The sequence below is a fragment of the Priestia sp. 40 genome (assembly GCF_049368575.1).
In the GTDB taxonomy this organism is placed as follows: Bacteria; Bacillota; Bacilli; order Bacillales; family Bacillaceae_H; genus Priestia; species Priestia zanthoxyli.
The window spans coordinates 1-19,950 of record NZ_JBMPZA010000024.1 but is presented as its reverse complement, the minus strand read 5'-3'; the positions used below and the strand labels follow the sequence as shown (position 1 = coordinate 19,950).

The 19,950-nt window shown below is 37.5% G+C and carries 19 protein-coding genes and 1 pseudogene; 3 read left to right on the top strand and 17 right to left on the bottom strand.

What is annotated here, in order from left to right:
• Window positions 1-18: 18 nt before the first annotated feature.
• Together ACO1DI_RS24540 and ACO1DI_RS24535 are read right to left on the bottom strand one after the other, a co-directional pair.
• Window positions 19-1,029 carry an LLM class flavin-dependent oxidoreductase gene (locus tag ACO1DI_RS24540; protein ID WP_014460237.1) on the bottom strand — a complete coding sequence of 337 codons (1,011 nt, stop codon included), beginning with the start codon at window positions 1,027-1,029 and terminating at the stop codon, window positions 19-21.
• A 130-nt stretch (window positions 1,030-1,159) separates the two neighbouring features.
• Complete coding sequence (locus ACO1DI_RS24535) at window positions 1,160-2,377, bottom strand: MFS transporter (RefSeq protein ID WP_423145668.1); 1,218 nt, start codon at window positions 2,375-2,377, stop codon at window positions 1,160-1,162.
• A gap of 141 nt (window positions 2,378-2,518) precedes the next feature.
• Here ACO1DI_RS24535 and ACO1DI_RS24530 point away from each other — a divergent pair, with 141 nt between their 5' ends.
• Together ACO1DI_RS24530 and ACO1DI_RS24525 are read left to right on the top strand one after the other, a co-directional pair.
• Window positions 2,519-2,800 carry an acylphosphatase gene (locus tag ACO1DI_RS24530; RefSeq protein ID WP_042992138.1) on the top strand — a complete coding sequence of 94 codons (282 nt, stop codon included), beginning with the start codon at window positions 2,519-2,521 and terminating at the stop codon, window positions 2,798-2,800.
• An 83-nt stretch (window positions 2,801-2,883) separates the two neighbouring features.
• Window positions 2,884-3,660 carry a 3-hydroxybutyrate dehydrogenase gene (locus ACO1DI_RS24525; protein WP_013056911.1) on the top strand — a complete coding sequence of 259 codons (777 nt, stop codon included), beginning with the start codon at window positions 2,884-2,886 and terminating at the stop codon, window positions 3,658-3,660.
• 39 nt (window positions 3,661-3,699) lie between these two features.
• On the opposite strand, the gene ACO1DI_RS24520 is transcribed toward ACO1DI_RS24525, so the two are convergent.
• From ACO1DI_RS24520 to ACO1DI_RS24485, 8 genes are all read right to left on the bottom strand, one after another.
• Window positions 3,700-6,111 (bottom strand): S8 family serine peptidase, encoded by a 2,412-nt coding sequence (locus ACO1DI_RS24520; RefSeq protein WP_423145667.1) that lies wholly within the window; start codon window positions 6,109-6,111, stop codon window positions 3,700-3,702.
• Window positions 6,112-6,850: 739 nt separating this feature from the next.
• Entirely contained in the window at window positions 6,851-7,288 is a 438-nt protein-coding gene (locus tag ACO1DI_RS24515; protein ID WP_013056909.1) for a S1 domain-containing RNA-binding protein, read from the bottom strand.
• 181 nt (window positions 7,289-7,469) lie between these two features.
• Window positions 7,470-8,291, bottom strand: coding sequence for an ammonia-dependent NAD(+) synthetase (nadE, locus tag ACO1DI_RS24510; RefSeq protein ID WP_014460241.1), 822 nt, complete (start codon window positions 8,289-8,291; stop codon window positions 7,470-7,472).
• Window positions 8,292-8,325: 34 nt separating this feature from the next.
• Entirely contained in the window at window positions 8,326-9,006 is a 681-nt protein-coding gene (nadD, locus tag ACO1DI_RS24505) for a nicotinate (nicotinamide) nucleotide adenylyltransferase (protein WP_423145666.1), read from the bottom strand.
• A gap of 15 nt (window positions 9,007-9,021) precedes the next feature.
• Window positions 9,022-10,491, bottom strand: coding sequence for a nicotinate phosphoribosyltransferase (locus tag ACO1DI_RS24500; protein WP_014460243.1), 1,470 nt, complete (start codon window positions 10,489-10,491; stop codon window positions 9,022-9,024).
• Between the two features lie 23 nt (window positions 10,492-10,514).
• On the bottom strand, window positions 10,515-11,063 hold the full coding sequence (locus tag ACO1DI_RS24495; RefSeq protein ID WP_014460244.1) for a cysteine hydrolase family protein: 549 nt from the start codon (window positions 11,061-11,063) through the stop codon (window positions 10,515-10,517).
• 72 nt (window positions 11,064-11,135) lie between these two features.
• The gene (locus ACO1DI_RS24490) at window positions 11,136-11,912 is read right to left on the bottom strand and encodes an NUDIX domain-containing protein (RefSeq protein WP_014460245.1); all 777 of its coding nucleotides are present in this window, start codon (window positions 11,910-11,912) and stop codon (window positions 11,136-11,138) included.
• A gap of 222 nt (window positions 11,913-12,134) precedes the next feature.
• Window positions 12,135-12,530 carry a hypothetical protein gene (locus ACO1DI_RS24485; protein ID WP_423145665.1) on the bottom strand — a complete coding sequence of 132 codons (396 nt, stop codon included), beginning with the start codon at window positions 12,528-12,530 and terminating at the stop codon, window positions 12,135-12,137.
• Window positions 12,531-12,861: 331 nt separating this feature from the next.
• Between ACO1DI_RS24485 and ACO1DI_RS24480 the strand changes: the two are divergent.
• Window positions 12,862-13,986: pseudogene (locus tag ACO1DI_RS24480) on the top strand (FAD-dependent monooxygenase).
• A 102-nt stretch (window positions 13,987-14,088) separates the two neighbouring features.
• On the opposite strand, the gene ACO1DI_RS24475 reads toward ACO1DI_RS24480, so the two are convergent.
• The 7 genes from ACO1DI_RS24475 to ACO1DI_RS24445 all read right to left on the bottom strand — a co-directional run.
• Window positions 14,089-15,015 (bottom strand): metallophosphoesterase, encoded by a 927-nt coding sequence (locus ACO1DI_RS24475; RefSeq protein ID WP_423145679.1) that lies wholly within the window; start codon window positions 15,013-15,015, stop codon window positions 14,089-14,091.
• An 87-nt stretch (window positions 15,016-15,102) separates the two neighbouring features.
• Window positions 15,103-16,206 carry a nucleotidyltransferase domain-containing protein gene (locus ACO1DI_RS24470; RefSeq protein WP_080968661.1) on the bottom strand — a complete coding sequence of 368 codons (1,104 nt, stop codon included), beginning with the start codon at window positions 16,204-16,206 and terminating at the stop codon, window positions 15,103-15,105.
• A gap of 18 nt (window positions 16,207-16,224) precedes the next feature.
• Window positions 16,225-18,036, bottom strand: a complete 1,812-nt coding sequence (locus tag ACO1DI_RS24465; RefSeq protein WP_423145664.1) for an ABC transporter ATP-binding protein — start codon at window positions 18,034-18,036, stop codon at window positions 16,225-16,227.
• Between the two features lie 15 nt (window positions 18,037-18,051).
• Entirely contained in the window at window positions 18,052-18,510 is a 459-nt protein-coding gene (locus tag ACO1DI_RS24460) for a signal peptidase I (RefSeq protein WP_048021487.1), read from the bottom strand.
• Window positions 18,500-18,769: a PqqD family protein gene (locus ACO1DI_RS24455; RefSeq protein WP_115653802.1), complete on the bottom strand. Its 270-nt coding sequence runs from the start codon at window positions 18,767-18,769 to the stop codon at window positions 18,500-18,502. Before ACO1DI_RS24455 ends, ACO1DI_RS24460 begins: the two co-directional genes overlap by 11 nt.
• Complete coding sequence (locus ACO1DI_RS24450) at window positions 18,766-19,551, bottom strand: hypothetical protein (protein WP_245229147.1); 786 nt, start codon at window positions 19,549-19,551, stop codon at window positions 18,766-18,768. The genes ACO1DI_RS24455 and ACO1DI_RS24450 overlap by 4 nt, the downstream gene beginning before the upstream one ends.
• A 109-nt stretch (window positions 19,552-19,660) precedes the next feature.
• Window positions 19,661-19,950: hypothetical protein (locus ACO1DI_RS24445; protein WP_423145663.1), on the bottom strand; the 290-nt coding region annotated here is incomplete at its 5' end.

Below are 19,950 nucleotides of genomic sequence, written 5' to 3'. Positions count from 1 at the left end.
AAAAACCCCATCTTTTTCTTAAAAAAATGAGGGTTGAGGGAATAGCTCTGCAAGCAGTTCATAAGACTTCTTTTTTGCTTCATGATCATGGATATTTGTAATAATTAAAAATTCGTCGTTATCGTATTTTTGCTGCAGCTGAGTTAGTCCTTTTTTTACTTCAGCAGGGTTTCCTACAATCATACGAGGACGATTGGTGCTTATTTTTTTGAGCTCTTCTTCTGAATAAGAACGATTGTGTACTTCTTTTATCGATGAAATTGTTGTATCGCCACCTTTTGCTACTTTCAACAGCCAATCATCCAGCGTTTTGGCGTGCTCCTCCGCTTCTTCTGTTGTTTCAGCACATACAACAAATACGCATACATTGGTGTTAGGCTTTGACTGATACGAAGAAGGGATAAATTCTTGTTTATAATGACGAATGGCTTCTTGTCCACCAACTGAATAAATAAAGTGTCCAAATGTAAAAGAGATGCCCAGCTCAGCAGCTGATCTTGCTCCTCTTTTATTAATGCCAAGATGCCACAGTTCTGGTTTTGTTTCACTTAACGGATAAGCTGTCACACCATAATACGGATGATCCGACGGCAAATTATGCTCAAGATGCCCTTTTAACGCTTGAATTTGACGCGGAAATTCATTGAGGCTTTTACGGACTCCATCTGTAAGCGCTAGCCGAGTCAGCGCATCTCCTCCCGGTGAACGTCCAAGACCTAAATCAATTCGGTTTGGAAACAGATTTTCAAGCAGCTGAACATCTTCTGCTACTTTATACGGACTGTATTGAGGAAGAAGGACTCCTCCAGATCCAATTCGGATTCGGCTCGTTTGAGATGCCAAGTGCGTCATTAAAAGTGTCGGAGATGACCCTGCCAAACCGTTCGTATTATGATGTTCCGCTACCCAAAAGCGATGGTAGCCTAACTCTTCCGTTAATTTAGCGAGCTCCACCGTGCGTTTTAACGCTTCCTTTGGTGTTGATCCGCTTGAAATAGGAGACTGATCCAATACGCTTAGCTTAATCATAGGTGATTCTTCCTTTCGATTTTCAATGTCTATTGTATCTATTTTAGGAGAAAAATATGAATTCGTCTTGAAATTTGCTTCACGCTCATAAAAAAAGCAAACGCTAAGGCGCGTTTGCTTTTTCTATTTCTTATTTTGCTTCGTGCATTTCTTTCACACGCTTATCGCTCGGCAACAGCCACGTTAACAGCCCTAGGATTGGTAGATAGCTGCAAAACAGCATAATAAACTGAAGGCTGAAGACATCGGCTAATTTACCGAATACAACAGCTCCTAAAGCTCCCATTCCAAAAGCAAGCCCTACAATTAAGCCGGAAACCAAGCCAATTTTCCCCGGCATCAGCTCCTGAGCATAGACTACCGTGACGCTGAAACTTGACTGAAGAATAAAGCCGATTAACACTAGAAGAGGTGCCGCAACTCCAAGAGAAACGTGAGGGAGTAATAAAGTAAAAGGTACTGATCCTAACATAGAAAACAATAAAATATTTCGTTTTCCGAAACGATCGGCAAGCGGACCTCCAAAGAATGTTCCAAACACCCCTGCAATCATAAATAAAAAAACGTAAAGCTGAGCGCTTTTGATAGGCAAATTAAATTTTTCAATGATATAAAACTGAAAGAAATTAAGAATGCCTGCTCCGTACCATGAACGTGCAAACACAAGAAAAATTAAAAGTCCAATCGCAAAGATAATTTGCTTGTTCATCGTAAATGAAGCATCTGACTGCTTTTTCTTCAAGCGTTGACGAGTAGCTAACTCTGATTTATACCATTTAGACACGCTGTACAAGACCACTACGCCGATACCTGCAATTAACGTAAACCAAATCGTTCCAAACTGACCGAGTCCAATAAAGATAAATGCTGTAAACAGCGGAGCCATCGACTGTCCGGTATTCCCGCCAACTTGATAAATAGACTGCGCCAGCCCCCGCTTTCCTCCCGCTGCCATATAAGCTACGCGAGAACCTTCAGGATGAAAAATAGCTGATCCGAATCCTACAAATAAGACAGATACAATCACCAAATAAAAATTCGGCGCTAAAGCGAGCCCAACCATACCAATCATGCTTAGACACATTGCAATTGGCAATAAAAATGGCGAGGGCCGCTTATCGGCAAATACACCAAACACCGGCTGCATAATCGATGACGTCATGTTCAAAGCAAAGGCAATCCAGCCGATTTGCGTATAGTTTAAATTCATCGATTTTTCAAGGACAGGAAAAAGTGCCGGTATAACGGACTGCATACAATCATTTAGAAAATGTCCTAAACTAATAGCAAATAAAATACGGTAAATCGTCGCCGGCTGCGCTTGCTGCGTTCTTGCTGCTGCTTGCATTCGTAACCCTTCTTTCTTAATTTAATCTACATTATAATTGTTAAAGTCTTACAATGTCTTTTTCTATTATACAGTGAAAATGAAGATTGTAGTTGTTTTCTTTTTTATAAAAAAGGGAAAATTGCCTGTGAGGTGAGAACAGTGAAAAAACATGTGCATATGATTGTAGACGGACGCGTTCAAGGGGTCGGATTTCGTCACTACACGCAGCTAAAAGCAATGGAATGCTCCATTAACGGATGGGTGCGAAATCGAGATGATCAAAAAGTAGAAATTGATGCTGAAGGTGAAGAAAAAAACATCGAAAAATTTATTGAAGAAATTAAAAAAGGTCCCTCGCCGTTCGCTTCTGTTAGCAATGTGGAAGTAAAGATAGTAAACACCCCTTCCCACACCCATTCTTTTCGAGTGAAGTACAGTTAAAAAACTCGCTAAATCAAGATAATTTTTGATAAAATGGAAAAGTAAGCGATTTTATATTTTCTACATATAAGGGGGAAAAAACGATGGTTGAAAACAAAATTGTGTTAATTACAGGTGCAGCTCAAGGTATTGGTTATCAAATTGGTGAGCGCTTTGCTGAAGACGGCGCAACTGTTGTCTTAACTGACTTGAATGAAGATGGCGTTAAGAAAGCAGCAGACAAGTTGAAGACAAAAGGCTACGAAGCATTAGGCATTAAAGCAGACGTGACAAATGAAAGTGATATTGAACAAATGATTGCTCAAACGGTTGAAACATACGGCCGCCTTGACGTGTTGATTAACAATGCTGGCATGCAATTTGTTTCCCCGCTCGAAGAATTTCCTACTGAAAAATTTGAACTTTTAACGAAAATTATGCTTGTTGCACCTTTTGTTGCGACTAAGCATGCGTTTCCTATTATGAAAAAGCAAAAATTCGGCCGCATTTTGAACATGTCCTCCATTAACGGATTGATTGGTTTCTCAGGAAAAGCGGCATACAACAGCGCTAAGCACGGCGTGATTGGCTTAACGAAAGTGGCTGCTCTTGAAGGTGCAGAGCACGGCATTACGGTAAATGCGATTTGCCCTGGTTATGTTGATACGCCGCTTGTTCAAAATCAATTAAAAGATTTGGCGCGTACGCGAAATGTAGCGCTTGAAAAAGTACTAGAAGAAGTCATTTATCCTCTTGTTCCTCAAAAACGCTTGCTTGCTGTCGATGAAATTGCAGATTATGCAATGTTTTTAGCAAGTGACTTAGCAAAAGGCGTAACCGGCCAAGCTGCTGTGATTGATGGTGGATATACGGCTCAATAAAAAAAGAGTGTCAGTTAGACTGGCACTCTTTTTTTTTATTTATTTAATTTCGAATTCTCCTAAAGAACCGGTCGTCTGACCTGCTTTTACTGCTTCTGCGTATAAATAATACGTTCCCGCTGGAAGAGCTTCGCCATTAATCTTTCCGTCCCACGTTGCGCTAGAGAATCCTTTTCCTACATTCGTATACGAACTTAACAATTCCCCTTTTTCTAACGTTGCATCGTAAATGTAATAGCTAAGCTTCTCTGCGCCTCCTGGTAAATAACTGCCGTATTCAAATGATTCATTTCCAAGTACATCTACATACGCAGAAGTAACGCGAGGATAATCTGGCTCTTTTACAAATAAGATGGTTGGAACATCGTACGTTTCTTTATTGTTACTTACGGTAATTGTCCCTTCGTAATAGCCAGGAGACAATTTCCCTGCATCTACTTTTACATTTAGGTTTACTTTTTGTGTCTTCCCTGCATTAATCACTAAATCGTTTGTTGATTTAACGTCAATTGCTTGATGACTTTTCTTAAATTTCACTTTAATCGAGTATTTTTGACTGCGATTTGATAGATTTTTAATCTTAAAGCTTTGTTTTTCTACTTGTTTCCCTTTATCTTTATAAAAAACACCGTACGAGTGACTTCCTGGTGTAATAAGTGTTTTTGCTTTAATTGCATCTACTACGCGCATGCTTCCTGCGCCTTGCGTATTATGAGGATAAATCAGCCCGTTGCGGTCACGAAGCAGTTCCGTTGTGTTCATTAAAGATGCTTTTACGTCTTCTACTTTATAATTTGGATGCGCCTGTAAAATTAACGCTGCTGCTCCTGCTACGTGCGGTGCCGCCATACTTGTTCCTTGTTTTGATCCATATCCATGAGGGTTGCTTGGATCATTGGTTGGCACTGTGCTGATGATATCGACTCCCGGTGCCGAAATGTCCGGCTTAATCATCCACGTATCTACAACCGGTCCGCGAGATGAAAAGTCAGCCATTGTTTCATCGACCGTCTGATTAAAGGTTGCATTAAAAGAGCCCGTGACGGATCCTTTTGCTAAAGAAGCTACCAAAGCTTGGCCGTCTGCTTTTGATAAACGAATACTTGGCAGAGATGTACCTGGAATATCAGGGATTGTTCCTTCTACGTTGTTGTAAATGACCGTTGCAGCAGCACCGGCTTTTTTCGCATTGTCAACTTTATCTACAAACGCAATGTCACCGCGAGAAATAACCGCTACTTTTCCTTTTACATCCTTTCCTTCAAAGTCTTCTGGTTTTCCGAGTCCGACAGGTACAAATTCATAATTTTTACCGCTTGCATCCAGTAATGCCTTGTCATTTGGAAAGCCCATTACTTCAGCAGAAGCATAGCTGGCGTTATCTACAGTTAATGTCGTTTTATACAAATTGTAAGGAAGCTGAGTCGCACCAACTGAAATAGCTTCACGAGACGTTCCCGGAGAGCCTACTGTCCAGTTAGCTGGTCCACTGTTTCCATTTGATGTAACAGCTACTACCCCTTCTTCCATTGCCCAATCTAACGCAATACTCGTTGCCAAGTCCGGATTATTAATCGTATCTCCAAGCGAGAGGTTCATTACATCCGCCCCGTCTTCTACCGCACGTTCAATACCGGCGATCACGTCTTCCGTTGTACCCGTTCCTCCTGGACCTAATACACGATAAGCAAGTAAATGAGCATCAGGAGCTACCCCTTTAATTTTCCCGTCCGCTGCAATTGTTCCCGCTACGTGCGTACCGTGCGTTGTCGCTTCGCCTTTTGGATCTCCAGCCGGCGTTTCTTGAGGGTCTTTGTCATCGTCGACAAAATCCCATCCTTTATATTTCTCAAACGCTGACTTTAAATCCGGGTGGTCGTAATCAACGCCTGTATCGATAACGGCTACGGTCATATTTTTACCTGTATATCCTGATTTCCACGCTTGATCTGCTCCCACATAGTAAATGCTTTTATCCATCTCAGAACCGTATTCTTCAGCGCTCACTTCTTTCGATTTCACTTCTGTTGTATGATATTCAACGCTTGGATAAATAGCTTTTACTCCAGGTAAACTTGCTACTTTTTCAAGGTCACTAGCGGGAAGTTCCGCTGAAAATCCGGAAAACACTTGGTCATATTCACGCTTTACTTTTGACGTTTTAGAAGCTTTTGAAAGCTCTTTTTTCACTTCGTCACGCGCTTTTTTAATCTTTCCTTTACTTTGCGCTACTCCTTTTTTCTTCGCTTCCGCTACAGACTCTTCATTTAACTCCACAATAACTTTTACTTTTTTAGCCGACTTTAAGTTATAGTCTCCTTGAATTTTAACTAGTGACGGTTCAAGAGCCGGCTTTGAATTCCCATTAGCAGATGCTCCCATTGCAAAAGAAGATAAAGCAACCGAAAATGCTACTGTACTCAATACAGCCCGAATTGATACTTTTTTCATCGTTTTGTCCTCTCCATTTCTCTCTATAATTCATGCAACTATGTATGTCTTCATCCCCAGAACATACGCATCTTTTACTTAGCTTGTAAGCTAAGAATTAGAATAGTATGGAAGTTCTATATATTACTATAAAATCCTTGAGTCTATTGAATCATTTTATATATTCCTGCAAACTGAGTACTAATACTCAAAAAATGAAGAATTTTGTCTGTTTATCGTCTTTTCATAACTTTTTTATTCCTAAAATTATGAAGGAATTAGATGGATATACAAGAATACTGACGAATTTCTGTTAATTTAGCTATTTCTATCAGGGACTCATTCCTACTTTCTCTTCAATTATTTATAAGGTTTTTTATTATTTTAAGAAAATTGTTCTTATGAGCGTTTTTTATTTTATAACTTATTATTTAGAACATAGTTTAATTTAATATAAAATATCACACTTAATTAAATGAAATTTTTAAAAATTACGAATAATAAAAGTAGTTCGTGCAGATACTAACGTCAACGCTCGCAAAAAGGGAGGCATGATTATGATAGATTTAAATTTCATCCTACTCATCCTTGATCTTCTCTCATCGCTTGTCACGATTGGCATCTACTTTACAACTAAGTAAGTGCTTAACCTTCTCTTTACTCTTCTAGCGTATGTACCCAAGCTATCACAAAAAAGAAGCAAGCCAATTTTTACTGGCTTGCTTCAGCTATATAATAAAGTAGTTAAAGTGGAAGGGATTTATCCGCGTCTTCCGCCTCTGCCACCTCGTTTTGATTCAGTGCTGCGTTTTAGTGTAGATAAATTATCTTCACTATCTTTTAAGAAACGCGCCATTTTTTGTTCGAAGTTTTCCTTTGGTTGGAAGTTGCTTTTAGAACGATTATCATTATTTCTTGCCTGACGTGGCGGGCGTTGTGAATAAGAAGATGAGGGTCTTTCCGGTTTATCTATCGCTTTTTTAATCGATAATCCAATTTTTCCGTCTTTCTCATTAACGACTTTCACTTCAATTTCTTGACCAACTTTAAGATGGTCATTAATGTCTTTTACATAGCTGTCAGCTACCTCACTAATATGTACAAGCCCAGTTTGACCTCCAGGTAATTCTACAAATGCTCCAAAATTAGTAATACCTGTTACTTTACCTTGTACCTTGCTACCTACTTCAACTGCCATAAAAAATGTTCCTCCTCAATAATATTAAAAGCACTTCATTATACCAAAGTGCGTAAGAATAACAAAGTGTGTATGTGAAAACAATTCGTTAAATTACACTTTTTCCGCCTCTTTTTTGTTTTATGAAAGAAATCAGTCAAAATAATGCCCATATTAGATATACCTAATATGGGCATTTCTCTCATTTCCACCATTCATCAAACATGCTAGCCGGTAATTGACGCTTATGTTCAGTAATACGATAGCGCTGTTCAATTTTTTCAGCGGCTTCTTGTGATACTTCTTTTCCTTCCAAATAATCGTCTAGTTCATCATAAGAAATTCCTAGTTCCGTTTCATCAGATTGACCAGGACTATTATCTAATAAGTCAGCGGTTGGTACTTTTTCGTACAATCGTTTATCTGCACCTAATTCTTTTAGCAATGCTTTTCCTTGACGTTTTGTTAATCCTGTTAGAGGCAGCACGTCTGCTCCGCCATCCCCGTATTTTGTAAAAAAGCCTGTTACTGCTTCTGCTGCATGATCGGTTCCGATAACTAAAAGGCCGTTTTCTCCTCCGATTGCATACTGTACAATCATACGCGTACGTGCTTTGACATTTCCTTTATGAAAATCAGACAGCGCTATATCTGTAGCACCTGTAAACGAACTTTCAAATGCTTCCACCGTGTTTTTAATATTAAATGTATATGTTTCATTAGGTTTAATAAATTCTAGTGACGCCTTCGCATCTGCTTCGTCATGCTGCGTACCATGAGGCAAGCGAACGGCTACAAATTTTGCTTCGTATTCTTCTTTTCGCAATTCGTCTACAGCAATCTGCGCTAATCGTCCAGCTAAGCTAGAGTCCTGCCCTCCGCTTATACCTAATACAAAACCTTTTGCATTTGCTGACTTTAGGTAGTTTTTCAGAAAATCAACGCGGGCACGGATTTCTTGTGCTGGATCAATTTCAGATTTCACATGTAGCTCTTTTCTTATTTTTTCTTGCATGTCTGACATGATACATGCTCTCCTTCCATTATATGTAGATTTCTTACTGATACAATCCATGTTTTTTACTATAAAAATAACAGAGATCAGGCATTAAATATCTTGGTTCTCCGCCCCGGGCAAATTCTTGACGAATATAAGTAGAGCTGATTTCCATCGCTAGCCCCTTATCAAGAAGCTGAAACCGCCCGTCGTCATAATTTCGAAGCAAAGGAGAATGACTAATAGCTTTCAACATGTCTATTCCCTCTCTTGCCATGATGATAAACTGGTTTTCACTTATAAGTTCATCTGCTTTCTTCCACTTGCCCTCACCAATATCTTGCAGTAAATCGGCTCCCATAATAAAAAATAAGTTAGCGTGTGGGAGCAATTTTTTAAAGTGATCCATAGTGTAGTATGTGTAATGATAGCCGGGCAATACGTCTAGCTCATACGTATCGAGCAAAAATTTCGGGTTGTCTTTAATTGCTAAGCTAACCATATTTACACGGTGCTCATCGGACGTTTGGAGCTTTTTATCTGTCCGTTTGTGCGATGAAGGCAAGAAGATAATAGCATCTAACTTCTTTCGATGCGCAACCGTTGATGCCGTCCAAAGATGAACGTTGGTAACCGGATCAAAAGAAGAACCATAAATCCCAATTTTCGCTCCTTTTTCTAAAAGCTTATCTATTTTCTTATCAGGGTTTAGCTGTTGAAAATAAGCAAGCGTATCTGACATGTCTCCAGCTCCCTACTATTTTTTATTTAGGGCTTCCGCTACTTTTTGTTTTACGTACGCAATTTGACGCGTTTTATTTTCCCAACACTTTTCGCTTAAATCTACTGGATATTCTTCTGGATTGCGCGTGCGCTTATATTCATCCCAAAGCAGCTCTAAATTATCTTTTACGTACTGCTGAATTTCCTGAAGTTCTTCTGTTTCATACACAAGCTTTCCGTTTACAAAGATATCATGATGGAGTTCTTTTGCCTCAAAATTTGTGACAAATTTACTGATAAATGTATGAACAGGATGGAACATTTTTAAACGTTCTTCGCTTTGAGGATCTTCTTCTTCCATCGTGATATAATCCCCTTCAGATTTTCCATTCAAATTATTGATAATACGATATACGCGCTTTAACCCTGGTGTACTCACTTTTTCAGGATTCGCGCTAATTTTAATCGTATCCATCATCTCGCCATTTTCTCCTTCAATAGAAACGAGTTTATACACTGCTCCAAGCGCCGGCTGATCATATGCAGTAATGAGCTTCGTACCAATTCCCCACATGTCTATCTGTGCACCTTGCGACTTTAAATGCATAATCGTATCTTCATCTAAATCGTTGGAAGCAACAATTTTTGTTTCTGTAAACCCTGCTTCATCCAACATTTGACGAGCTTTTTTAGACAAATAAGTTAAATCGCCGCTGTCTAAGCGAATCGCCGTAAAATTAATTTTATCACCTAATTCTTTTGCTACTTTAATCGCATTGGGAACTCCTGATTTTAACGTATCGTACGTATCAACTAGAAACACGCAGTTTTTGTGACGACGAGCGTATTTATGAAATGCAATATATTCGTCCTTATAAGCTTGCACCATGGCATGGGCATGCGTTCCTGCAACTGGAATTCCAAATTTCTTTCCTGCTCGCACGTTAGAAGTAGCACCAAATCCGCCAATATAGGCTGCTCTTGTTCCCCAAATAGCAGCATCCATTTCTTGAGCGCGTCGTGTTCCAAACTCCATTGCTACCTGATCTCCTACTACATGTTTGATTCGAGCTGCTTTCGTCGCAATCAGCGTTTGGTAATTCACAATATTTAAAATCGCTGTTTCTACGAGCTGAGCTTCAATTAAGGGTGCCTCCACACGTAAAATTGGTTCATTATGAAACACAAGCTCACCTTCACGCATACATCGAATTGTTCCCGTAAATGTAAGGTCTTTTAAGTAAGCTAAATAATCCTCTTTAAAACCTAATTCTTCGTGCAAGTAGGTTAAATCTGATTCGCTAAATTTAAATGCTTTAATATATTCAATAATTCTTTCTAATCCAGCAAAAACAGCATACCCATTCCCAAAAGGAAGTTTGCGGAAGAAAACTTCAAAAACAGCCTTTTTTTGATGAATGTTATCTTCCCAATACGTTTCTCCCATATTAATTTGATATAAATCGGTGTGTAGCATTACGCTGTCATCTGTAAACATATTCATTGATTTCCTCCACTTTTATGTCCTTAAATAATTTTTGCTCCTAGGCAAGATTTAAAGTGTTCAAGCGCCCACTCATGGCCTTTTTGATTAAAGCTCGCTACAGCTTTTTCATAAATATAAATAGCAAATCCTTTATTATAGGCATCTACTGCTGTATGAAGTACACAGATATCCGTACATACACCTGCTAAGTAGACATCGGTAATTTGTCTTTCTCGCAGTTTAATCTCCAGCTCCGTTCCAGCAAATGCGCTGTATCTCGTTTTATTCATCCATTCTACATTTGCCTTTGATTGATACACGTTATATAAATCATTTAACTTTCCGTATAGCTTTCTTCCTGCAGAACCTTCAATATTATGAGGCGGAAACAGCGCTGATTCTGGATGCAGGGAATCATTTTCTTTATGAAAATCAATGGCAAACACGACATACTCGTCTTGCTCAATAAATTGACGCGTAATATCGTTTATGGATGTTTCAATGTGTCGCCCTGGTTCTCCGCATGTCAAAGCTCCGTTTTCAGCTACAAAATCATTTGTATAATCGATGTTAATCAGTGCTTTTTTCATTATGTTTCCCCCTCATAAGTAAAAATTAACAGTTAACATATTGTTAATTATTTGAATTGAAAGTTTTTTCTTTTAATAGCGTGCTGTATAGATTGGCTTCATCACATTCATCTCGACAAACCGGTAGAGCTTTGTTGGCTTTTTAGACGTTCTCGTCGTTGTTTTTCCGTCTACTTCTTCAATAAATGGCAGCATTCTTATTTTTCGTGCAAACGCCTGATCACTTTTAATTGCCGCATCATCCGTTACGGTAAGCAGAACAGCCTGCAGTTCAGAGTATGTAAACTGAGAAGGCAGAAACTTCTGAGCAATGGTCGTTTGCAATAAATCTTTCTTAATTTCCTTGATTGCATCTCGAATGATGATTTCATGATCAAAAGCTAAAGGCAATGAAAAGATTTCATCTATTTTAAATAATTCAACTCGAGCAGCATCATCATTCGCTTTTCGTTTTATTAGACTATCTTCTGGAACAATTGCATAATGTGCGTTTGTGATGACCCATCCCCTATCATCTCTGCCGGGCTCATCATAGACACCATAGTGTTTTAAATGAATATCGTTCACGCCCGTTTCTTCTTCCAGCTCTCTTTTAGCCGCTTCAAAAGCTGATTCATCAGGATGGACAAATCCGCCGGGAAGCGCCCACTTTCCTGCTTCGCTGTTCTTTTCTCCCTCTGCGTTTAGCATTGCTCGCTGGATAAGCATTAATTTCAAATTCATTTTAGGTGGTTTGTATGGTTCTTTTTCTTCCGTCACAATCGTAAATACAGCAATATCTGACGTATAGCCATAGGGTTTAGGGTATTCTTTTTTCGTTTGATTCGTCACTGCTTTTTTGTTCGACATTCAGCATTTCTCCTGATCACTCTTTTTACAATTAACAATATGATTAATGTTAATTATATTTGTTTTATGGAAAATGTCAATACTTTTCCCACTAATTATAAAGAGAAGGTAATTTATGTTGTAAATAACGTTATGTTTCGTATTTTTTAGAGTTTATATGCATAAAAAGCCGAGTGAAGAAGTTCCCATTCGCCTCTTCCCTCAGCTTTTTTTCCCTTTTAATTAGCGTGCTGCTAAACCAATCATCATTTTACCGTCTTTAAAATATTCAATGACATAGTCAACAGACGGACAGTAAATAAACGCTTCTTCTGTAAGATCAGCTGTTTGTTTAAAAAACGTTAAAGCCTGAGCTAAATCGACGCTTACGGCTTTAGTTGCTCGTTTCCAAAATAAAACAACCTGATGTTCTTTTATATTCATCTCTTGAAGCCATTTTTTGATTTCTTCAATATGCCGGGCCGACTTTTTAATTAATACTTTTCTCCAATTAATTTGCATGATTGTTAAAAAAGGAAAGGTGTTTGAAAGTTTTTCGAAGTAAATGCTTGTCTGCTTTTTCGTTAGCAAATCTGCACTGTTACCCAATGTTTGAATATAATGTTCTACTTTTGTCATAATCATCCTCCAGTCGAAATTGGAGTTTGCTAGAATTTTCAGAGACGTTCTCTACTCTTCTTGCTAAAAATCCTGCAGCTTTCCAACCGTACTTTTTCTCAACAATTTTGAAATTTCACCTTTTTATACAAATTATTCAAAATAATTTGTGTATTTTAGTTTACCATAAAACTTAATCTTTGACTTTGATTATGTAAAAGCTTATTTGTGTTTTGACCAAAGAGCGAATTCCATAGAAGAAAAGCTATAAAAAAGTTGACATTAACATTTATAAAAGTTAATATACTTACTAAAAGTAACTTAATTGCATATAACAAATAAGGTGAAGAAAATGAACTATCAAACAGATGTGTGTATAATAGGAGCCGGACCAGGCGGTGCTCTACTGGCCTATCTACTGGCTAAACAAAATATATCAACTATACTGATAGAGAGATCTGATAAACTTGGAAAAGAATTTCGAGGCGAACATTTAAATGAAAATGGAGAAATGATTCTTAAGAAACATCATATATTTGAAGAAATTGAAAGCTTAGGCCTCCTTCGAATGTCTAGGGTCGAATACTGGAAGGATGGACATGTATTCAAAACGATAGAATCTGAACTTGGACATGCAGGAATTCATGTTCCACAGCAGCATCTTCTTCAGTCTATAAATAGGCAAGCAAGCCTCTATCCCTCCTACAAACTTATGCTGGGCACAAAAGTAACGGAACTCATGCAGAATGAAAAAGGACAGTATACTGGAATAAAAGCTGAGCAAAAAGGCCGGGGTGAAATAATAGTTGAAAGTAAAATCATTATTGGAGCAGATGGTTGATATTCAACTGTTCGCAAACTTGCGCACATAAAAAACAATATTCATAATCCTGGATACGATTTGCTTTGGGCGAAAATTCCTGCACCTGAGAAATGGAAACCTACTATTCGCTTTACGGTAGTGAACAATCAGCAAATGGCACTGTTTACGCAGACGGGCGGCTTTATTCAAATAGGCTGGAATATTAAAAAAGGGTCCTATACTTCCCTAAAGAAGCAGTCTGTACAGCCTTTTCTTGATCAGCTAATCCTGGCATTTCCTCAATTAAAAGAAAGTATTGAGCAGAACCTTCATTCATGGAAAAATTTCATTTTATTGTCTGTTTATAGCTCTCACTGTGATACTTGGGTAAAAGACGGATTAGCTATCATTGGCGACGCCGCCCATACCATGACTCCAACGGGCGCATATGGTATGAATGCCGCTATAATGGATGCTGATGTTCTTTCTCAGATTTTACCTAAATTACTTTCTCACGGTTCCTTAGAAGCTGGACAATTAAAAAAATTTGAAAATGCACGAAGAAAAATAGTAGAAGATTTGCAGGATCAACAAGCGATGACCGAAGCTTCTTTTATAGAAAATTTTTCAGCTATCTTAAAGATTCAAGAAGAAAGGCTTCCTCTTTTTCAATAAACTAACAAGAAGCTACCTCCTTGTCGAGCGTAGCTTTATTGTTAATAAACCTCATAATTTATAAGCAGACTGTTCAAATTCAGCCCAACACTTTTATTTTTCTCATTCAGTTTTCCTACTTTTAAATGTTAGTACGTTGATTTCAGGCGAGTCAAAGAACCGAAAATTCAAAAATGGGATGGGGCCATTGCTTCCTAAACCTGCACTAACGTATTGCTTAATGTGCTTGTATTCCCACAGGCCTTTAACTCGGTCTTGAGGAGGAAACAGACCACTCTTTTCATACCAAGCTTCCGGAACAAAAAGTGCACCGAAAAAAGGAATACGAAACTGCCCTCCATGATAATGGCCGGCCATAATTAAATCATAATACCTAAATGTAACGCTGGGATCTCTAAGAAGAGCATCGATGTGAGAATCAACTACTGGAAAGTGATTCAACCCAATAACAAGATCTGAGGTTTCTTTTTCTGGATAGCCCTTATTGTTTGATAAGTGACTTCCGCTGGTTTTTGACTTATTCTCTGTTTTTAACGACCAATCAAAGTTAACAAACTGAACATGGGCGTTTCCTCTCTTTACTGTATACGTGGAATCAAGCAGCCTCACACCTTTACTTTCCATATCTTTAACAAATTTACCTTTTTCAAGATTACTTGAAGATGTACGGTAGCTTTTGGGGTCTGTATTTCCATGTACAAATAAAGCATGTTGTTTATTTTCAATACCTTCTATTAACGTATAAAACGGCACCACATTTTCACTATTATTTTTCATCATGTCACCTGTAAAAACAATAGCATCATAATGAATCGAATTAATAGTATTTATGAGTCTTTCTTGATTTTCTCCAAATTCTTTTTCATGCAAATCTGTAATTTGAACAATAGAAAAGCCTTCAAGCTCTTTAGGTAAGTGCTTAATTATGATGTCTTGCTTAGCTACAGTAATTCGTTGATTATCCCAAACTGTATATCCAATTAATACAACAATTAAAAAGAAAGAGGCTGCTATCACTTTTCCTTTCATCTTTCTCACTAGCATCCCCTCCAAGGCATTAAGATTAAAAACTAGCACAGGCTTCCTCGTGAGTCAAAATCTCCATAAATGCGAATCTTAAGACCATAGAACTTTTACCACACTATTACATCTCTGTTTATATAGCATAAGTAAACTATAAAAATACGAATGTTGTTTTGACGTCTCTTTTAACTGAGAAGTTACTTCAAACCTATTCGGTAATAACCAGCTGCGCATTTCACTTAAACTATGCCAAACAGAATCATAGCTAAAAAATTGATAGTCCATAAAGGTAAAATATTTTTTTATTCCTTTCTTTTCTTGTTCCAATGTTGAAGACGCAAAACCCTTAAATTGATTTTCAATAGAACTTAATTCTTTTATTTGTTCCAATATGCTGTACTGGCTATACACGATGGACAATGTTCGAATCATCCTCTTATATGTTTGATGACGCTTTGCATCCTTAAAGAGAGTTTCATAGCTTATCTTATCCTTTACAACATCAATCATTTGAATAATATCTAAAAAATGCTTAGGCGAATCTAAGTTGTGCCTCCAACCGTGAAGACATATCATATAAAACGTATGATAGTGGGATAAAGCATTTACAAACTGAAAACCTTCTAACCTTACTGCTTCACCCCAAAACTCTTGGATGTTAAAATTAGCCGTTTTTTCTTTTAATATATCCCAATGAATTTCAACTGTTAGCGGTATAGCCGATCCAGGAATTTCTCTACTAAAACTAACGTGAAAGTGAGAAGGAATAAATTCTTCTTCAATTTTAAAATCCATAGATTTTACTACTTCTATTGCTTTATTGATGTCTTTTCTTTTAACTAAAATATCGATATCTGAAGTCCCTCTAGCACCTATGTGACCAAAATATTTTTCAGCAAAGTAGACTCCTTTAAGAGGTATCACTTCTATCTGTTCTTCTTCAAATTTTCGAATAATATGATCCGTTTGATTTTTAATAAATAAATTTTGATATAGTGTTTCTTGATATTTTTGCTTGAGTCTTGTTTGAAAAAATAAAGGAGTATTTCCTAGCTCTCCTTTTTCTTTCAATAAGGAGTAAACTTGTGGGGAAATGAAATACAATTCAATCTCTTTTATTACTTCATAATAAAATTCATCATCACTTGGTAGATTAGCGTTCGAATCGTAAAGGTGTGTTATAAGTTTATCAAGCAAAGCACTTCTTCCTTCCTATTATTTAGCTTTCAGCATGATTGGATTCTGTTGACTGATTTCTTGTGCGTTATTTAATCTGCGGTACATTCCACTTTGTCTGATTAACTCTTCGTGGGTGCCCTTTTGAACAACTTCTCCTTGATCCATTACCACAATGAGGTCTGCATGTTGAATAGTAGACAATTGATGGGCAATCATGATAGTTGTACGATTTATCATTAAACGGGCCAATGCTTCTTTTACCAAATGTTCTGTTTCACTGTCTAGTGCTGAAGTTGCTTCGTCTAATAGAAGAATAGGCGCATCTTTTAAAATGGCTCTTGCGATGGCTAATCGCTGTCTTTGACCTCCTGACAGCTTAGCTCCTCGTTCCCCCACTTCTGTTTCATAGCCGTTACGCAGCGTCATAATATGATCATGAATATTTGCATGAACAGCGGCATTAATCATTTCTTCTTCCGTAGCCAAAGGTCTCGCTATCATTAGATTATCTTTTATCGTACCGCTAAAAAGAAATGTCTCTTGAGGAACGTATGCAATTGAACTTCTTAGTTCTGAAATGGTTAACTCATCAATTGAACGTCCATCGATTGAAATAGTGCCAAAATGAGGTTCATAAAAATGTTGAATCAAATTAAAAAGCGTTGATTTTCCGGCACCACTTGGACCAACTAGCGCTACTGCTTTACCAGCAGGAATGTATAAGTTGAAATCCTTGAATACAATCGCGCTCTCATCATAGCTAAATGTAAGATTTCTAACCTGTATATCCTTTTGAACAAGCGTTGCGGAAGTATAGTGAGGCAGCGCCTTCGCTTGAGTTGGATAATTAAGTAGTTTAGTAATTCTTTCTAACGCTGACACAGACCGCTGATAGCCAGCCCACTGTCCAGCTAGTCCTGTCAAGGGAGAAATCAACTGGTTCACAAGGTTAATAAACGTTAATAATGCACCAATCGTAATAATCTTGTCTGTTACAAAAAAAGCACCTATAATTAAGCTAATAAGAAACGCAATGGCTCCAATTGCTTCGCTTCCAGCGTAAAACCAGCCTCTTAACTTTGCCTCTCTCATTTCCAATGAATAAAGCTGCTCGTTCTTTTGTCTATAATCTCTATAAAACAGTTTTTCCAATGTAAAAGATCGAATTACAGTAAATCCGTGAAACGTATCATTCAGTTTTTTAATAATATTGCTAATTAATTCATTCATGATACGGCTATTATTTCGAAGTAAAATCCCAAATATAGCTCCGCCAGCAATCGCAATAGGAGATACGAGCACAATTGATAACGATAATTTCCAATTAATTTGAACTAAATAAATAAAGGCAGCGATAGAAATAATCGGAAATCTAACTAAATTAATTAAACCTCGCCCAATTACACCTTCAACATTATGTATATCGTTAGTGAAATGAGACAACAATTCACCAGAATGTAAATTTGAAACGTCTCGTTCTCGTAAAAGTAAAATATGTTTATATAAATCCAAGTTCAAGTCTCGCTTGACGGCATTGACCGCAATTGTTTCAAGATATGTATCAATAAAATTAGCTGTAATACTTGTTACTGACAACCCTACACCGATAGCTACTAGCCACTTAAGCCTTTCAAAATTACCATGAACAGCAGCATCGGTAATGTTTCCGATAAACCATGCAGATACTAAAGTAAGGGTAATTTCAACAAATAACAAAATAAACAGTCCAATATAAGCACCTTTATGCTTCATTACGTATGGCCAGAGCCACTGAACCATACTTTTTGTCTCTTTGATAGAAATATATTCGCGGATGTCGAATTGCTTTATCTTTTTTAAACTAATCATAACGACATCCTCCTTTCAATCTGCTTTTTTCCATTCTTGATAGTTTATATACTTTCGTAACAGCACTGACAGGAGAGGAAAAGCAAGAATGAGCTTTCCCCATAAAACAGCAATTACATTTTTTTCTTGAATCGCCACTGATTTTTTTTGAATAACAACAAGTTTTCCGATAATCTTTTCTCGGGTAACCAGATCATCCACCCCGTAGTTCGTATCACCTTTAAAAATATAATATTCTTCTTCTTGAACGTAGGAACAGTTTAAAAGGCGATGAGCAATGAGTTTATTAGCTGGACTTTCAAATAAAACAATGTCTCCTCTTTTTAGCGGAGAATGCTTTATTGAAGTAAACTGGCAAATATCTCCTTGTTTAATAAGAGGATACATACTTGTTCCTTCAGCAGGAAGTTCAAGCAATCCATTCCGATCAATCAAAGCTTTTAATAGATGCCCCTGCTTATTATTAGCTTGCATACTTTTCAACAAGGCCGCAATCAATTAACTTATTTAAAAAATGCTGTATATCTCCTTCAACCATTTCAGCTTCTGTATTGTAATAAGCTGCAACAGCTTTAATAATTTCCGCAAGCGTTTTTTTGTTTTCTATTACCTTCCAACAGTAGCCTCCTACTTCGTTTAAAGTAGTCACTGTATAGGCATGCGAATTTAAAATCACCCACTCTGAGTCTACTTCCATTACTTCATAACCGCCCTTTTGAATATAACTTGTCACGATGACATCAACTCCCAAAATGTATTGTTTTTTTGAAAATGAAGCTCATACACAGGCACTTGTTTAACTAACAATTGTAACAGGCCCATGATTGTTTTCGTTTCTTCAGGTTTATAAGACCAGTAAAACACTTTATCTATCAGCTTCATCAACGCTTCTATTCTCCTTACCTCTATCCGTTGATTAGATATTGACTGATGCAGTAGCTGAATACTTTCTAAAGGTGTGTTTTTTTCACTTCCCTTGGCTTTTAACTCACTTCTAAACGGTGAGTTAAAAACTGTTACACTCTCGTCTGTAATTCTTAAAATTGTAGCTTCATCAGAAAGAAGTTCCCTTGGCATTGATAACTTTGCTGCAGTCGACTTTCCGGCTCCTGAGTGCCCTGTAAAAATATGCGCCTTGCCGCTGTTAATAACGCACGATGAATGGAGAAGAATCCCCCAGTTATGATGAACAATGAACGAACTGTATAAGTTCATAAGAGCATGTTTTAAAGCCAATTCATCGTGGATAGCTACGTCAGCCAGTTTATACTCTGAATCTACTTCAATTAAATAGTCTGCTCTTTTAAAAGTAATTGTATTGAGTTTTTCTTCTATAGCGACTTCATAATCTTGAAACGAAACACCATAGCCATTTGTGATTGTGACCGTCATGTCCGGCTGATTTTTCGCTATACTAACACATAAAAAATATTGTTTGATTATTTTCCATACGTCATCAAATTCTGTTTTAATATCAATATAGTGATCCCCTATTTTTGTATGCAGCGTCTTCATTATTCGTCTCCTCAATCAATTTCTCTTAAAACAGCAGTCAATGGAACACCATTGACTTTCTGCTTTATATATTGCTGTATTAAGTAAATAAAATAGCTGAAAAAATATTTTATTTATTTTTCCCTTTTCCTTTTCCTGGGGCACCTGCACCACCTGGAGTAGGATTGGGATTTGTAGACGGCCAGTTAGAACCATTGTTTCCTTTTCCAGGATGATCTAAGTTTCCTTTTCCAGGATTCCAGCTTTGAGCAGTTTCAAAACGGATTAAGCTATGATTTAACACTTCTTGAAGCGGCGCACGAAAAGCGCGAAAGCGTTTCACGATAAATGCGAAAACGCAGTCCCTCAGCTTCGTAAGGTGCCAATATCGGCTGCAATAGACCGGAACGAAGGCTACAC

Excerpts from the sequence above, each read along its gene's own strand:
- ACO1DI_RS24540 (WP_014460237.1), bottom strand. The coding sequence starts at position 1,029 with ATGATTAAGCTAAGCGTATTGGATCAGTCTCCTATTTCAAGCGGATCA.
- ACO1DI_RS24535 (WP_423145668.1), bottom strand. The coding sequence starts at position 2,377 with ATGCAAGCAGCAGCAAGAACGCAGCAAGCGCAGCCGGCGACGATTTAC.
- ACO1DI_RS24525 (WP_013056911.1), top strand. The coding sequence starts at position 2,884 with ATGGTTGAAAACAAAATTGTGTTAATTACAGGTGCAGCTCAAGGTATT.
- ACO1DI_RS24520 (WP_423145667.1), bottom strand. The coding sequence starts at position 6,111 with ATGAAAAAAGTATCAATTCGGGCTGTATTGAGTACAGTAGCATTTTCG.
- ACO1DI_RS24515 (WP_013056909.1), bottom strand. The coding sequence starts at position 7,288 with ATGGCAGTTGAAGTAGGTAGCAAGGTACAAGGTAAAGTAACAGGTATT.
- nadE (WP_014460241.1), bottom strand. The coding sequence starts at position 8,291 with ATGTCAGACATGCAAGAAAAAATAAGAAAAGAGCTACATGTGAAATCT.
- nadD (WP_423145666.1), bottom strand. The coding sequence starts at position 9,006 with ATGTCAGATACGCTTGCTTATTTTCAACAGCTAAACCCTGATAAGAAA.
- ACO1DI_RS24500 (WP_014460243.1), bottom strand. The coding sequence starts at position 10,491 with ATGAATATGTTTACAGATGACAGCGTAATGCTACACACCGATTTATAT.
- ACO1DI_RS24495 (WP_014460244.1), bottom strand. The coding sequence starts at position 11,063 with ATGAAAAAAGCACTGATTAACATCGATTATACAAATGATTTTGTAGCT.
- ACO1DI_RS24490 (WP_014460245.1), bottom strand. The coding sequence starts at position 11,912 with ATGTCGAACAAAAAAGCAGTGACGAATCAAACGAAAAAAGAATACCCT.
- ACO1DI_RS24485 (WP_423145665.1), bottom strand. The coding sequence starts at position 12,530 with ATGACAAAAGTAGAACATTATATTCAAACATTGGGTAACAGTGCAGAT.
- ACO1DI_RS24475 (WP_423145679.1), bottom strand. The coding sequence starts at position 15,015 with ATGAAAGGAAAAGTGATAGCAGCCTCTTTCTTTTTAATTGTTGTATTA.
- ACO1DI_RS24465 (WP_423145664.1), bottom strand. The coding sequence starts at position 18,036 with ATGATTAGTTTAAAAAAGATAAAGCAATTCGACATCCGCGAATATATT.
- ACO1DI_RS24460 (WP_048021487.1), bottom strand. The coding sequence starts at position 18,510 with ATGCAAGCTAATAATAAGCAGGGGCATCTATTAAAAGCTTTGATTGAT.
- ACO1DI_RS24450 (WP_245229147.1), bottom strand. The coding sequence starts at position 19,551 with ATGAAGACGCTGCATACAAAAATAGGGGATCACTATATTGATATTAAA.